Here is a 15,246-nt window from a genome sequence, read left to right as displayed (position 1 = left end):
TTATACAAAAACACCATTACCTATTTTGGTAACGGTGTTTTTATTTGCCTAAAATTAGCAAGTTTTATCATATTTTGAAAATGAATTTAAGAGCTAAGAAGATCGCTCCAATTGGGGCTATAAGGGCTGAAATAGTGATTAAAAACACTTTTCATCTAGCCATTGAATAACCTTTATTATCAAGCTCATTTTTGTCTTGTAAAACAACATCAATCACTTGGTCATTTTCAACATTTTCAATAACTGTGATGTTTTTTGGAGCTACAAGGTTTCCAGTTTCTTTAAAAGTAGGAACTTGGTAGCTTTCATGATAAAGAACCTGAACATCATTTTCTTGGATAATTTTATTATTGAAAATAAAGCGATATTTTAGGGTAAATTGTTTTTTAGAAACTTCTAATACATATTCTTCGCTAGGAGCAAAAGTAGTAGGAGTTTCTTGATTAAGAACATATCCATTAGGAATGTTAATGTCTTGAATTGAGATTTCTCCGTTAAAAGGAATAAGAACTACTTGAGTAGCAACATCTTGATTTTTATCTCTAAAAACAAAGGTTGTTTTAATTTTTTGAGGAACTAAAACTAAATTATTTTCAGTTCCTGTTTGAAGCATTACATTTTCATTTTCAAGCTCAAAATAAATTGGAATTAATAAGTCATTTTTATTAATTGGATATCCTGAATATGAAATAAAGTTTTGGCTACTAATTTTTTGACCTTCATAGAAGTAATTAATTTTTGTAGTTACTTGATCTTTAACTAAATTAATTACAACTTCTTGATCATCTTCTACGCTGTTAACACTTGGTCAGCTACCTTGAAGTTTATATTTAAAAGAGTTAGTTCCTGAATCAGGAATTTCAACACTTGGAACTGACTCTAAGTAAGGAACAGAAACAATTTCTTTAGCAACAACATTGTTTTCAAAAACGAATTTATACACTACTTCGAAAGTCTTTTTCTCAACTTCAACTTTGTAAGTGCTTCCTGGAGTAAATTCGCGTTTAGAAGCGCTGCTAGATACTCTATAACCTTTTGGTAAAGTAATTTCACCTAATTCAATTACTGAATTATCAGATTGCGAAATTGTAATTGAATCAATTTCTTGATTGTTATTTATAAAAATGAACTTGGTTTGAATAACATTATCGGTTAATTGTAAATCATTGACATCACCTTTTTGAATAACAGCTTTTTTATTTACAAGAGCGTATCCACTAGGAACAGTTAAATCAGAGATAGTAATTTCATGTGAAGGAGCTTTTGTGAATGTTTGAGTGCTAATTAAGGTGTTATTAAAGTAATAATTTACAGTTGTGTTAATTACCGCTCTTACTAATTGAACATCAAAGTGTAGATTTTCAGTGACATGTTTAACAGCTTTATAATCACTATGAAGTACATAGTCATAATCTGGGTTTTTTGAAGTCGGAATTGGTGGTAAAGCATAGCTTTCATCATAAAGTACATTAATAGTTTCGATTCCAACTTTTTCTTCTTGATCGTAGAATGAATAAGTAACTGTAAATGATTGTCTTTCAAGTTCAATTGTATGTTCAACCCCATTTTTAAGGGATAAATGGTTTTTGTTTGCTAAAACATAACCAGTTGGCAAGATTAAATCAGATTCATGAATAAAGGCATCAAAATCTTTAACAACTAATTGGTTAGCAAGCTCAAAACCTTTATAGAAGTACTTAATTAAACTTCTAAGTTTTTCTTTATTTAAGGTAATTTCATTTACTTGACCAGTTGTGATATTAACCTGAGAATTCAAAATGTAATTTTTAGGTAGAACTAAATCATTTTGAGTTACTACATAAAGTGGAGATTTTGTAATAGTTTGAGTTTTGATTAAAAGATGGTTTGTATCATAGTATTTAATTACTGTATTTGTTTGTTTTTTAACAAGATCAACATTGATTGTTTCATCTCTTTCAACAAGTGCAATTTTTTCTAAATTGCTTGAATTTTGGGCTTCAAAGACAAAATCATCACTATTTGAATTAGGAATAGTAGGCACAACATAATCTTTATGATAAGGCACAGTTATTGTTTCTGTTTTAATAACTTGATTTTGATAAATGAAATTGTATGTTAAAGTATATTTATTTCTAATTAAGCTTAGATCGTAATTTTCACCAGGGGTAAAATCTTGGTTTGTATTTTCTAAGACAAATCCATTTGGAATATCAATTTCACTAGCAGAAATTTTTCGATCAAAACGCTTTGTTACCTTAGTAGTAGAAATAACTTCATCACCTTCTTTTAATGTGAATGTGCTTGTTCTATTGATTAAGTTAACTTCAATATTATTTTCACTTCCAGTTGTAATATTTGTTTGACCTGGATTTTCAAGCATATACCCTTGTGGTAAATGTACATCGCTCATTGTAACTGTGTAGCTAGGAGCTTTTACAATTTGTGCTGTTTCGATTGTTTCATTTTTGTAAACAAAATTAATTACGGTAGTTACTGTATCTTTTTGTAATTGTACAGTTATTGTTTGGCTTCGATCCACATTTCGCACTTTTTCTAACGCGTTTACAAGGCTATATTCAAAGTCATTAGAATTAGAAGTAGGAACTGAAGGAAGAGTGTATTCTTCGTTATAAGGGACTACAATATCTACACTTTTAACTAAAGAATCACCAAACATAAATTTATATGTTAATGTGTATTGTTCTTTTGAAAGTTCAATAGTGTAGGTGTTATTTGCTTCATAATTAGCTTCTAAAGAGTTAGCAAGGTAGTGAGTTGGAATAACTAATCTATCTTTTGTAATTAAAACATCACTTCAATCATTAATAACTTGGGTTGAAATAATTTCAGAATTGTATGTAAAGTTAAATGTTGTATTAACTTTTGGAAGTTCAAATTCTTCAAGAACAACATCTCAACTTTGTGCTTCTTCTGTTTGGTTTGTAATTGTGTTTGAAGTAATTCGATATCCTTTATGTAAATTAGGATTTTTTGGTAATTCTGGAGTAGTTAATGCTTGCGATTTTAAAGAAGCATGTGTTTTTCTATCAACAACTTTTCCATTTAAAAAGTAGTTAAAGTTTTGAATGAAATTTATAGGAGTTACTTCAATATTATTTACTTGTCCTACAGTAATTGTAGTGTTTGGATTTGTTAATTTATAATCACCATTTAATCACTGAGAATCAAAAGTAATGTTTTCATCTAAATAAGTATTTTTTGTGATGGTAGTTTCAAGTTTTTGCCCCGTTGCACTATCAATAAAGTTTATTGTTGTATCTGCTTTGTTATCTACTTCTTCTAAGTCAATGTTAAAAGTTGCTGATTTTGTAAAATCAGTTACTACTGGAATTGATTCAAGGTTTTTAAGAACATATTTTTTCCGAATATTGCTATTTGTAGGGATTGTAGGTACAGGAGCTTCTACATTTTCAACATTTATTCCAAATTGTTGGGTGTTAATAATCTTTCCATTTAACTTGAAATTGTAAATAAGATTGTGATAATCTAAATTAATTTCAACATCATGAGAATCTAAGCTAAGATTGTTTATTCGATCTGGATAAACAAAGCTATATCCAGCTGGTAAACCTTTTTTTATTTTATCTGCAAACCTTTTTTGGTTAGTAAATACATTCGCAAATTCAGCAACAACATTGCCACTAAATCTTTTGATGTATCTAACATTTAGAATTTTGTTAGTAGAAGCAAGGTTTAAAAGTTGTGGTTGCGGATTTTCTACAACTTCAGCAGCTTTTCTAATTCCATTTGTAAATTTCTTAGCAACTATGTCTTTTTTGAAAAACTCAGCATTGCTGTGTCCACCAGGTCCTACAACTTCCACATTTTTGAATCATCCAACTCAAGTACCCATTGAGTCACCTTCAGTTCGATAATTGTGGGACATTTTTGCATCAATTCACTCATTTATCGCTTTTTCAAATTCTGAATCTTTGTTTTTTGGAGCATTAAAAGTTCATGATCCTAAAAAGTTTGTACTTTTAGCACCATCTTTTTTGTTTATTTTTAAATATCCAGCTAAACCGTTAGCTAAATATCCCCCAAGAGAGTGCCCGGTTACAGCGAATTTCACAACATTTTGTGTATTTAATCAATCAAGTTGTTTTGTATTAAAGTTTTCAGGTTTAAAATTCTTAACATTTTTAGGGTTTCTTAAATTTCATGATTGTCAATATCAAGAAGCTTGATTTACATTTTCATATAATTGTGCAGGGCGCGTACCGAAGAAAATTTTTCCATCAGCACCTAAATCACCTCCACCTTTTGTACCTCTAATAGCAAGAACATTTAAGGTTTGGTTTTTTAATCAAGGGAAATCACTTTGGTTTGTAAATCAAATTGCATTATACCCGTTTGGCCCATCATAAATATAAACAGGTTTTCAAAAACGAGCAAGCTCATATTGCATATTTACATATGAATTTAGCATATATTTTTCATTAGAATACTTGCCAGGCTCTGCTAAATTTAAAGTAGCTTGAACATCATTTTTAAAATCAAGAAAATTATCATCATTAAACATACTAAAGATGGTTTTTGTTTCACGGTAAGCTAATTCTTGGAAAAAGAGCATATCACGAGGAGAAAGATCTCATTCAAGTTTATTTTGGTCTTGAGAATCGATAATTCCATCTCCGTCTGTATCTTGCATACGGGGGTGCGAATTTAAGCCGTAATACTCAGTTCCATCTCTAAAATATGTAAAGATTTCATCTTTGTTTTTAATACCGTCTCCATCATCATCTGCTTCTGGATCTAAAATTGGTTGATTTAAAAGAAGTGAATCATAAAATCCACCTTCCAATTTAATAGTTCCGTTTGCAATTTTCTGAGCTGTCTCTGAAGTTAACTTTTGTGTATTTGTGCTAGGAAAATTAATTGTTTTAGCTGCTGAAATTAATGCAAAAAGTGGCAAGGCTAATGCTAAAGCAAAAAATCCTTTTTTAATTTTTTTGACCATAAATCCCCTTTAAAATTTGATTATTTTTTATTCCCTTATTTTAATTTAAATTATACCAAATATTGAAGGTTATTTTGTACCTAATAAGTATGGGAAAAGCACAATTTATTAGCTTTAAAAACCAAAATAATTTAAAATTTTAATAACAATGAATTTAATTTAAGGAGCAAGAAAAATGAGTAAATTTCCAAAGAATTTCCTTTGAGGTGGAGCTACTGCTGCTAATCAACTTGAAGGTTTTTATAACCAAGGAGGAAAAGGTTTATCAGTAACAGATGCTCTTACTGGTGGTGATGTGGATAGACCAAGAAGAGTAACTTATATCCGCGATGAAAATGCTTTTTATCCAAATGCAGATGCAGTTAAGCATTATCAGTTTTATAAAGAAGATATTGCGCTTTTTGCAAAAATGGGTTTTAAATGTTATCGTTTCTCAATTGCATGAAGTAGAATCTTCCCAAATGGTGATGATAAAGTGCCAAACGAAGAAGGTTTAAAGTTCTACGATTCTTTACTTGATGAGTTAATTAAGTACAATATTGAACCTATTGTAACTATTTCACACTATGAACTTCCACTTAATTTAGCGCTTAAATATGATGGATTCAAAAGCAGAGAAACAATTAAGTTTTTTGAAAACTATGTGAGAGTAATCTTTGAAAGATACAAAGATAAAGTTAAATATTGAATTACATTTAACGAAATTAATATGCCACTTCTTCACCCACTTGGAGCATTTTTATCACTAGGAATCATTGATAAAAATGCTAACGGAATTTCAATGAATGAGTGAAATGTGGATCTGGAAACTAAATTACAAGCACTTCACCATCAATTTGTTGCTAGTGCCATTGCTACAAAAATTGCTCATGAGGAATATCCAAATTTTAAAATTGGTTGCATGCTTTTAATGTCTACTAAATACCCTTATAATTGCAACCCAGCAAATGTGCTTGCTGCTCAAGAAAAAATGAATCATCGAATTTATTATGCAGCTGATGTGCTTGTAAGAGGTGAATATCCATATTTTGCTAAAAAATACTGAAAAGATAATGGAATTAGCCTTGATATTACTGAGCAAGACCTTGAGCTTTTAAAACACGGAACAGTTGATTATTTCACTTTTAGTTACTATTCAACTAGTGTGGAAGATGTAGCTGGAAGTGCTGAAAAATCTAAAGGTGGAAACTTTGAATTTGGACTTAAAAACCCTTATTTAAAATCAAGTGATTGAGGTTGACAAATTGATCCAGATGGACTTAGATACACATTAAATGAGCTTTATACTAGATACCAAATTCCGCTTTTTGTCTCAGAAAATGGACTTGGAGCTATTGATGTTAAAAACGAAGATAACACAATTGAAGACGATTACCGGATTGCTTACCTTGCAGAGCATGTTAAAGCGATGGAAGCAGCAATTAATGATGGAGTTGATCTTTTTGGGTACACAATGTGAGGGTGCATTGACTTAGTTTCAGCTACAACTGGTCAATTTGCAAAAAGATATGGGTTTATCTATGTCGATCGTCATGATGATGGAACTGGTGATTTTGCGCGTTACCCTAAAAAGTCATTCTATTGATACAAAGATTTAATTGAAAATAGTTAATTTTCTAAATATTTCTATAAAATTGAATTAATTAAAAACAATATTTATTAAAGAGGTTTATTTATGGATAAAAAATACTCAAAATTAGCAGAAAGACTTAATGTTTACATGAACATTGAAGCTATTTCTCGTTTTGAAGAACCAATTGTGAATGAGCTTAAAAAATCAATCAAAAGTGGTTTTGAAATTTCAAGAGATGCTCTTGGCTCAGTTATTTTCTTCAAAAAATCAAAAAGAGAAAATGCTCCAAAAGTTATGTTAGCAGCTCACATGGATGAAGTTGGATACATGGTTAGAAGCATCCAAAAAAATGGGAACATTATGGTAACTACAGTTGGTGGAGTATGACCAAATGTTGTAATTGGTACTAAAGCAACTGTGGTAACTCAATCTGAAGGAAAAAGATTTGTTGGAGTTTTTGGACACACTTCAATTCACATTTTAGAAAGAGAAAAATTCACTAAAGCAATTGAAGCTAAAGAACTTTTTGTTGACTTAGGATTTACAAGTGATGAAGAAGTTACAAAAGCTGGAATTGCAATTGGAGATCCAATTTACATTGCTGGTGAAACAATTGAATTTGCAAATAACATCATTGGTGGTAAATCGATGGATAACCGTGCTGGAGTTACAGCGCTTGAAGCTATTGCAAATAACATTGCTGATTTAGAACTTGATTGTGATGTTTATTTAGTTGGAACAGTTCAAGAAGAAGTTGGGACTAGAGGTGCTAAAACATCTGTAAGCATCATTAATCCTGATGTTGCTTTTGCAGTTGATACAGGAGCTGCTCATGATACAACAGGATGTATTCCTGGAACACCAGTGCTTGGAAAAGGTGTAAGCATCCTTGTTAAAGATGGTGGAACATTACCTGATCCGAAATTAATTAATTATGTAATGAATGTAGCTAAAGCTAAAGACATTCCTGCTTACAAATATGTAGCTGAAGGTGGTGGTACAGATGCTGCTGAACTTCAATACGGATGCGGTGGAGCAGCCGTTATGACTATCTCAATTCCACAAAGATATCTTCACAGTCCAATCGGACTTGCATCACTTGTAGATATTCAAGCTACAGTTGATTTAATGACAGAATTTATTAAATCATATAGTCCAGAAGAGCACGATAAATTAAGTTATAAATAATAAATATAGGGATAAAAGAATAAAATTCTTTTTATAAATTAGAAAAGTCACACGCAAATTTAATGCGTGTGACTTTTTTGTGTCCATTGTGTAAAATAATAATGCTAAATAGAAAGGACACATTTTTATTATATGAAAAAATTAATAGATTTATCTAAACAAAATATTATTTGTGTAAAAAATAATGCTGAAAACTTCCGTCACTTCATCATCAAAGAATCTGATGATGAGATAAAACGTCTTCACTCAAATGTTTCGTCTAAAAGGTTGCTTAGAGATAAACAAATATCTATACTCTTAATGTGGGAAATTATTTTGAAAGTTCTATTGTTGAATTCAGTATCAAAAGCGGCGAAATATTTTGGTTATCAATCTAGAACGGTTAAGCAAAAAATGGAAATAATGATTGAAAAAAATGACTATCATAAAAGCCTAAAAAATAAAGTTATTTGCAAAATTTGCGGATCTAAAATTTTTATAACTAAATTTCTCTCGTTCAGAAAACTATCAAATCATTTGCTTAGTTATAAAACCAAAAGGTTAATGATAGTGTCAGAATCACAAAAAAATAAGTGAAGTCACTTTAAGAAATATTGAAACGATGTAACTAAAGAATTAAGAAAAAAAGCAAGCAAAAACTCTAAAAACATTAAATGTAAAATGTCTGTTAAGTTTATGATTAACTCGTTTAAACAAACAAATCAAAATGCTTTTTGTCCTACATTTAGCACAGTTTACAAAGCTCTAAAGCAACAAAGAATAAAACTTTCTTTTGACCCGCTTTTATATTTATCAAGAGGTGGTTATACAAAAACTACATTAAAGCAAGGTAAAAGGTCATTGATACACGCTAGAGACGTAAAATATAGACCTAAAGAAGCAAATTTAAGATTAGAAAAAGGTCATTTTGAAGCTGATACAGTAGTTGGTAAAAGAGAAGATAAGTTTGTTCTTTTCACACTTTTAGATCGTAAAACTAGAGAGTTATACATTGCTTTAACAAAAAGAGATGCAAAATCAATTAACAAAGCATTAAGGATGTTAATAAGAAAATACAATCTCGAAATAAAAACCTTAACAGTAGATAACGGTAGTGAAAACACACTTCTTCATAAAGTGGTAGGTAAGAAAAAGTTATTTAAATGTAAACCTTATGCTTCGTATCAAAAAGGTTCAATTGAAAATGCTCATAGATACATTAGAAGATTTATTCCGAAGGGTAAAAGTTTCAATTCACTCACACAAGAATACGTGTTTTGAATCAAAGAACAAATCGATGAATACAAAAGAATATTAGCAATAGAAAATTAAAATTAATATCAATAAATGCTAAGTTCAAGAATGATGACCTAAACCAAATTTATGTGAAGAAAAACTATTTTTTGTGTAAATATCAGTTTAAATAAGAATAGTCTTGTAATGACAGTCTTTTGTTACAAATACATTAATTGCGTTGGCACGCGGCCTTCTCTTCTTTTCTTTCGGAGAAAAGAAGCAAAAGAACTTCAAAATTCAAATTAATAGCAATAAAAGAAAGCTTGGTATTTAAGCGCTAAACTAGATTTTTGTGGTTGAAGCCCATTTGATGTGTAATGTCAGTTTATCGCTGTATTGTTCTATGTCTATCTTTTGTTACAGATTCAAAGATTGCGCTGCCGCACAGGCCTTCTTTTCTTTCGGAGAAAAGAAGCAAAAGAACTTCAAAATTTATAAGAAAACAAGCCACAAGGGCTTGCAATTTTGATTTTACCTTTGTCAGTATTTATTCATTTTTAGCTCTAATTTTTTTATAATTTAAACATTAAAAAAGCATTGTTATTTTTTTGACACTTAACTTGCGCGTCACTTTTCCAATTTTTAAATAAAATTCTTTTATCTTTTTTTATTTTGCTAAAGCGCAAGATTTGATAAAATAAATAAGCATAAATAACAGCAGTTTATTATGGTTGGTAAGTAAATTTAATATGTTAAATTTTGTAAGTAAATTTGCTGCTAAATTGAAAGCATTAAATTAAATTTATCTAGCTAGAAATAAACCCTCTCTTTATGCAGAAAAGAGGAAAAACATGTCAAGATATACAGGTCCTGTATTTAAAAAATCACGTCGTTTAGGTTTTTCAATTCTTGAAACAGGAAAAGAATTTGCAAAAGGTAGAAAAAGAACTTATGCACCTGGACAACACGGAAACAAAAGAGTAAAACTTTCAGATTACGGATTACACTTATACGAAAAACAAAAAGTTAAACACCTTTACGGAGTTAGTGAAAAACAACTTGTTAAAACTTTCCAAAAAGCTATTAAAATCAAAGGTGTTACAGGTACAAACTTACTTCAATTATTAGAAGTTCGTTTAGACAACTTAGTATACCGTGCTGGATTTGCTTCTACAAGAAGACAAGCTCGTCAATTAGTAAACCACGGTCACTTTACATTAAACGGTAAAAAAGCTAACATTCCTTCAATGGTTGTTAGTGTAAATGATGTAGTAGAATTAAAAGAAAAATCACAAAAAAATCAACAAATTCTTGATTCAATGGAAGCTAAAGCTGCTTCAGCATGACTTACAAGAAAAGACTTCAAAGTAACATTAGATCGTTTACCAGAAAGAAACGAATTGCATCCAGAAATTAAAGATGCATTAGTTGTTGAGTTCTACTCAAAATAGTTAAAAAGGAGATATATTTATGAAAAAAGATATCCACCCAAAATACGTTGAAGTTAGTGTAAAATGCTCTACATGTGATAAAGCTTTTAACTTTAAATCTACAAAATCATCATTCGCAGTTGACGTATGTTCAGGTTGCCACCCAGTTTACACAGGAAACAGAACACAAGTTAAAGCAACAGGAAGAATTGATGCATTTAACAAACGTCTTGCTAAAAAAGCTCAATAATTTAAAATTTATTTAAATTTTTAACCTTAGAGGCTTCTCTCTAAGGTTTTTTTGTTTAAAATTATTGGTATATGCTTATCAGTGAGAAAGGAAGGGAAAATGGTTTTAATACTTGCAGTATGCATAATGGTTGTCATTTGCTTGATTTTAGCATTAATGATACTCTTTTCTCGCATTAAGAAATAAATAAAGGTAAAAATCCAAGCTTAGATTCTAAGCTTGGTTTTTGTTTGTCACCTTGCAAATTTAATGTTACTAAGTGGGAAAGGTTATATAACTGCTTTTTAGGCCTTGCACACAGGGTAAAGCGCCTTAGCGGCCTAAAAAGCAAAACAAAAACCATTCCTTATGATACAAGGAATGGTAATTAATTATTATTTATGATATGTATTATAAGCATCAATTCTACCTAAAGCTTTTTTAAGTTTAAGCTCAAGTTTGGCAGTGCTCATATCTTTTTGTTTGCTTTCTTCGATTTGTTTAATGTATTTATCTCTATCTGCTTCTGCACGTGATAAATCAATGTCATTAACATTAATAATATCATCTGTGATGATGTTGATTTTGGTCGAATCGGCATACACTAATCCGCCACCAATGATACATTTAATTGAGTCTTTATCATTTTCGTGACCGATAATAAGGTTTCCAATTTCCACATTACTAAAGAAAGGGCTTCGGTGTGACTGAAGACCAATATAACCTTCAGCAGTTTTTAAAGTTACAATATCCACTTTTCCTACATAGAAAATTCCAGTAGGTGTTGTGATGTTAAGATAAACTTTAGACATTTTCTAATTTTTTAGCTCTTTCTTTAACTTCGTCAATGCTTCCTGCATATCTGAAGATATCTTCAGGTAAATGGTCGTATTCACCACTTAAAATTTCTTTGAAACTTCTAATAGTATCACTTAATTTAACATATGAACCTTTAATTCCTGAGAATTTTTCAGCAACTGTAAATGGTTGTGAAAGAAAGTTTCTAATTCTACGTGCCCGAGCAACGATTTTCTTATCTTCTTCTGATAATTCACCCATCCCTAAAATAGCAATAATATCTTGAAGCTCTTTAAATCTTTGTAAGATTCCAACTACTTCTTGAGCAACATTATAGTGCTCTTGCCCAACTACAAGTGGATCAAGTAATCTTGATGAAGATTCAAGTGGGTCAATGGCAGGATAAATCCCAAGCGCAGCAATTCCACGGTCTAAAACAGTTTTAGCATCAAGGTGAGTGAAAGTTGTAGCAGGTGCTGGGTCAGTTAAATCGTCAGCAGGCACATAAACAGCTTGCACTGAAGTAATTGAACCTCTCTTAGTTGAAGTGATTCTTTCTTGAAGCGCACCCATTTCGGTAGCAAGTGTTGGTTGGTAACCAACAGCTGAAGGCATTCTACCTAAAAGAGCAGAAACCTCACTACCAGCTTGGGTAAATCTGAAGATGTTATCGATGAAAAGAAGCACATCTTGGTTTTGTTTATCTCTGAAGTATTCAGCCATTGTTAAACCAGTTAAAGCAACTCTCATACGTGCCCCGGGAGGTTCGTTCATTTGACCAAACACAAGCGCTGTTTTATCTAAAACACCAGCTGCTTTCATTTCGTAGTATAAATCGTTTCCTTCACGAGTTCTTTCACCAACTCCGGCAAAAACTGAAAGTCCATTATGTTGTGTTGCAATGTTGTTAATTAACTCTTGAACTAAAACAGTTTTACCAACTCCAGCTCCACCAAAAAGACCAATTTTTCCACCTTTTGCATAAGGAATTAAAAGATCAATAACTTTGATTCCAGTTTCTAAAATTTCAGATGATGTTTTTTGTTCTTCATATGAAGGGCTAGGTGCGTGAATTGAAGCTTTTTGCACGTTTGGATCCATAGGCATTTCATCAATTGGGTTACCTAAAACGTCAAACATACGTCCTAAAATTTCATTCCCTACTGGTACTGAAATTGGAGCTCCTGTATCATAAGCATTAAGGCCACGATATAAACCATTAGTTGAAACCATTGAGATTGTTCTAACTGTATCATCTCCAATGTGTTGAGCAACTTCAAATGTAAATTTTTCACCATCTTTTTCACAAATAATGGCATTAAGCAATTTTGGAAGTTTGCCATCGGTAAAACGAACATCGACAACAGGACCTAAAATTTGAACTATTGTTCCAACATTTTTATGCATTTTTACCTCCTATTTTATGTTGCATCTGCTCCAGATACAATTTCGTTAATTTCTTGTGTAATAATGCTTTGTCTACTTCTGTTAAATTCAAGTGAAAGAGCTTGAATTAGATCTTCAGCATTATCTGTAGCATTTTCCATAGCATTTCTACGAGCTGCAAGTTCAGAAACTTTTGAAGCTGTTCCTAAGGTATAAATCATACTTGCAATATAAAGCGGAATTGAGTTTTTTAAAATGGTTTCAGGATTAGGTTCAAATTCCACATAACTTACATATCTTGAATCATTGCTAATATCGAAAGGAAAAATCTTTTTCACTTCCGCTTCTTGCGAGATATTGTTAATAAATTTTGTATAAACAAGATTTATGTTTCTAATTTGTTTTTCGTGATAAAGCTTTAAAGCAAGCTTGGTAATTTTGTCACCAATTTTGTATGGAACTGTATCTCCATAGTTGGTGTAATGATCCACGATGTTGTTTTTGAATTTCTCAGATAACATCCCTAAACCTTTGGTTCCTAAAACAATTAATTTATCATTTGGTTTAATTTTGTTTTCAATTAAGTGCACAATGTTTGAGTTATATGAACCACAAAGCCCTAAATCACTAGTAATTACAATATAAAGTGAATTTTCTACTTCATCATTTGAAGGGAAGACACTTTTAAAATCATTAGGAGAAATGTTTGTAATTAAATCGTGAAAGGTAAGTTCAAGAATATCTTGGTATGATTTAACTTTTTCAGCTTGTTCTCTAGCTCTTCTAAGTTTTGAAGCAGCCACTAATTGCATTGCATTAGTGATTTTTTTAGTGTTAGTTACTACTGCAATTCTATTTTTTAAAGCATTTAAATTTGACATTAATTAGCCTTATTTTTTAAGTATTTTGATGGAAAAGCTTTATACATTTTTGGATCGTAATTTGGAATAGTTGCAATAATTTCGGTGACAATATCAACCAATGTTGCTTCCATTAATTTGTAATTTGCTTCACTAATTACTCCAGTATCTGTAATTTCTGATTCAATAAGTTTACCTTCAGGAGTTGAATTAATAAATGACATTACACGGTAACGATATTCATGCATGTATTCTTTTGGTAAAGGGTTAATAATTCTTTCTTTAACCCCTAAAAGAAGCATAATTTGCACAACTTGTGAAATTGGGAAATATTGTTCTTGTTTAAGAAGTTCATAAACTTTTGCCCCGTGATTTAAGATAGTTTTAGTTGAATCATCTAAATCCGAACCGAATTGAGCAAAAGCAAGCATTTCATTATATTGAGCAAGTTCTAATTTTAATGAACCAACTACACTTTTCATAGCTTTAGTTTGAGCTGCTGACCCTACCCGACTAACTGAGAAACCAACATCAACTGCAGGTCTTTGTCCTGAGTTGAATAAATTTTCACGGGTGAAAATTTGACCATCAGTAATCGAGATAACGTTTGTAGGGATATAAGCTGAAATATCACCTTGAAGAGTTTCAATAATTGGAAGGGCAGTGATTGACCCACCTCCATATTTTTGGTTTAAACGAGCTGCACGCTCAAGTAATTGTGAGTGAAGATAGAAAACATCTCCTGGGTAAGCTTCACGACCTGGTGGACGTCTAAGAAGAAGTGAAAGTGTACGGTAAGCAATAGCATGCTTAGAAAGATCATCATACACAATAAGCACGTCTTTTCCTTGTTTCATTCAAAACTCAGCAATAGTAACTCCGGTATAAGGAGCGATGTATTGTTGAGGAGCAAGTTCACTAGCGCCTGAAACAACAACTGTAGTATATTCTAAAGCTCCTGTATCAGCAAGTTTTTGCACAATTTGAGCAACTGTAGAGTTTTTTTGTCCAATTGCAACGTAGACACAATTTACACCCTTACCTTTTTGGTTAATAATTGTATCAATTGCAATAGCTGTTTTACCTGTTTGACGGTCACCAATAATAAGTTCCCTTTGTCCTTTTCCAATCGGAATCATTGAGTCAATGGCAATAATTCCTGTTTCAAGTGGTTGATTAACTTCCTTACGGCTCATTACACCAGAAGCAACCTTGAAGATTTGACTTTTTTCAGACGCTTTAATTACACCTTTACCATCAATTGGATTTCCAAGCGAATCAACAACTCTACCAAGAAGGGCATCACCTACTTCAACCGAAATAACTTCACCACTTCTTTTAACTGTATCACCTTCAGAAACATCATTAGCATTACCAAAAAGAGCAATCCCAACTGCTTCTTCTTCAAGGTTAATAGCAAGTCCGTAGATATCATTATCGAAAATAACAATTTCACCATTTTGGACTTTTTCAAGCCCACTTACAAGCGCAATTCCATCACCAATTGAAATAACTTTTCCAATTTCGGTATGATGCACTCTTTCATCTAAGTGACGAATACGTTCTTTAATAATTGCTGAAATATCATCTAAACGATTGGCCAT

10 protein-coding genes are annotated in these 15,246 nt (G+C 31.3%); 5 read left to right on the top strand and 5 right to left on the bottom strand.

The genetic code is table 4. The features are described from left to right. Nucleotides 1-64: 64 nt before the first annotated feature. Entirely contained in the window at nucleotides 65-4,963 is a 4,899-nt protein-coding gene (locus tag GOQ20_RS04440; protein WP_167845569.1) for a lipase family protein, read from the bottom strand. 175 nt (nucleotides 4,964-5,138) lie between these two features. Here GOQ20_RS04440 and GOQ20_RS04435 point away from each other — a divergent pair, with 175 nt between their 5' ends. The 5 genes from GOQ20_RS04435 (at nucleotide 5,139) to rpmE (ending at nucleotide 10,619) form a co-directional block, all read left to right on the top strand. Further along, complete coding sequence (locus tag GOQ20_RS04435; RefSeq protein WP_167845568.1) at nucleotides 5,139-6,575, top strand: glycoside hydrolase family 1 protein; 1,437 nt, start codon at nucleotides 5,139-5,141, stop codon at nucleotides 6,573-6,575. 63 nt (nucleotides 6,576-6,638) lie between these two features. After that, on the top strand, nucleotides 6,639-7,724 hold the full coding sequence (locus GOQ20_RS04430) for a M42 family metallopeptidase (RefSeq protein ID WP_167845567.1): 1,086 nt from the start codon (nucleotides 6,639-6,641) through the stop codon (nucleotides 7,722-7,724). 132 nt (nucleotides 7,725-7,856) lie between these two features. Further along, a complete protein-coding gene (locus GOQ20_RS04425; protein WP_167845067.1) occupies nucleotides 7,857-9,035 on the top strand; it encodes an IS30 family transposase in 1,179 nt (392 codons plus the stop codon). Nucleotides 9,036-9,790: 755 nt separating this feature from the next. Next, on the top strand, nucleotides 9,791-10,390 hold the full coding sequence (gene rpsD, locus GOQ20_RS04420) for a 30S ribosomal protein S4 (RefSeq protein WP_129620133.1): 600 nt from the start codon (nucleotides 9,791-9,793) through the stop codon (nucleotides 10,388-10,390). Between the two features lie 19 nt (nucleotides 10,391-10,409). After that, nucleotides 10,410-10,619: a 50S ribosomal protein L31 gene (rpmE, locus tag GOQ20_RS04415; protein ID WP_129620132.1), complete on the top strand. Its 210-nt coding sequence runs from the start codon at nucleotides 10,410-10,412 to the stop codon at nucleotides 10,617-10,619. Between the two features lie 374 nt (nucleotides 10,620-10,993). On the opposite strand, the gene atpC is transcribed toward rpmE, so the two are convergent. From atpC to atpA, 4 genes are read right to left on the bottom strand one after another with little or no spacing between them, the layout of a single operon-like run. Continuing rightward, entirely contained in the window at nucleotides 10,994-11,410 is a 417-nt protein-coding gene (atpC, locus tag GOQ20_RS04410) for an ATP synthase F1 subunit epsilon (RefSeq protein WP_167845566.1), read from the bottom strand. Continuing rightward, nucleotides 11,403-12,803, bottom strand: a complete 1,401-nt coding sequence (gene atpD / locus GOQ20_RS04405) for a F0F1 ATP synthase subunit beta (RefSeq protein WP_167845565.1) — start codon at nucleotides 12,801-12,803, stop codon at nucleotides 11,403-11,405. Before atpD ends, atpC begins: the two co-directional genes overlap by 8 nt. Before the next feature lie 14 nt (nucleotides 12,804-12,817). Beyond that, nucleotides 12,818-13,663, bottom strand: coding sequence for an ATP synthase F1 subunit gamma (gene atpG / locus GOQ20_RS04400; RefSeq protein WP_167845564.1), 846 nt, complete (start codon nucleotides 13,661-13,663; stop codon nucleotides 12,818-12,820). Further along, nucleotides 13,663-15,246 (bottom strand): F0F1 ATP synthase subunit alpha, encoded by a 1,584-nt coding sequence (atpA, locus tag GOQ20_RS04395; protein WP_167845563.1) that lies wholly within the window; start codon nucleotides 15,244-15,246, stop codon nucleotides 13,663-13,665. The genes atpG and atpA overlap by 1 nt, the downstream gene beginning before the upstream one ends.

It is taken from the genome of Mycoplasmopsis gallinacea, assembly GCF_012220205.1.
Lineage (GTDB): Bacteria > Bacillota_I > Bacilli_A > Mycoplasmatales > Metamycoplasmataceae > Mycoplasmopsis > Mycoplasmopsis gallinacea_A.
The sequence above is the reverse complement of the archived record's forward strand: the minus strand, read 5'-3'. Positions and strand labels throughout refer to the sequence as shown.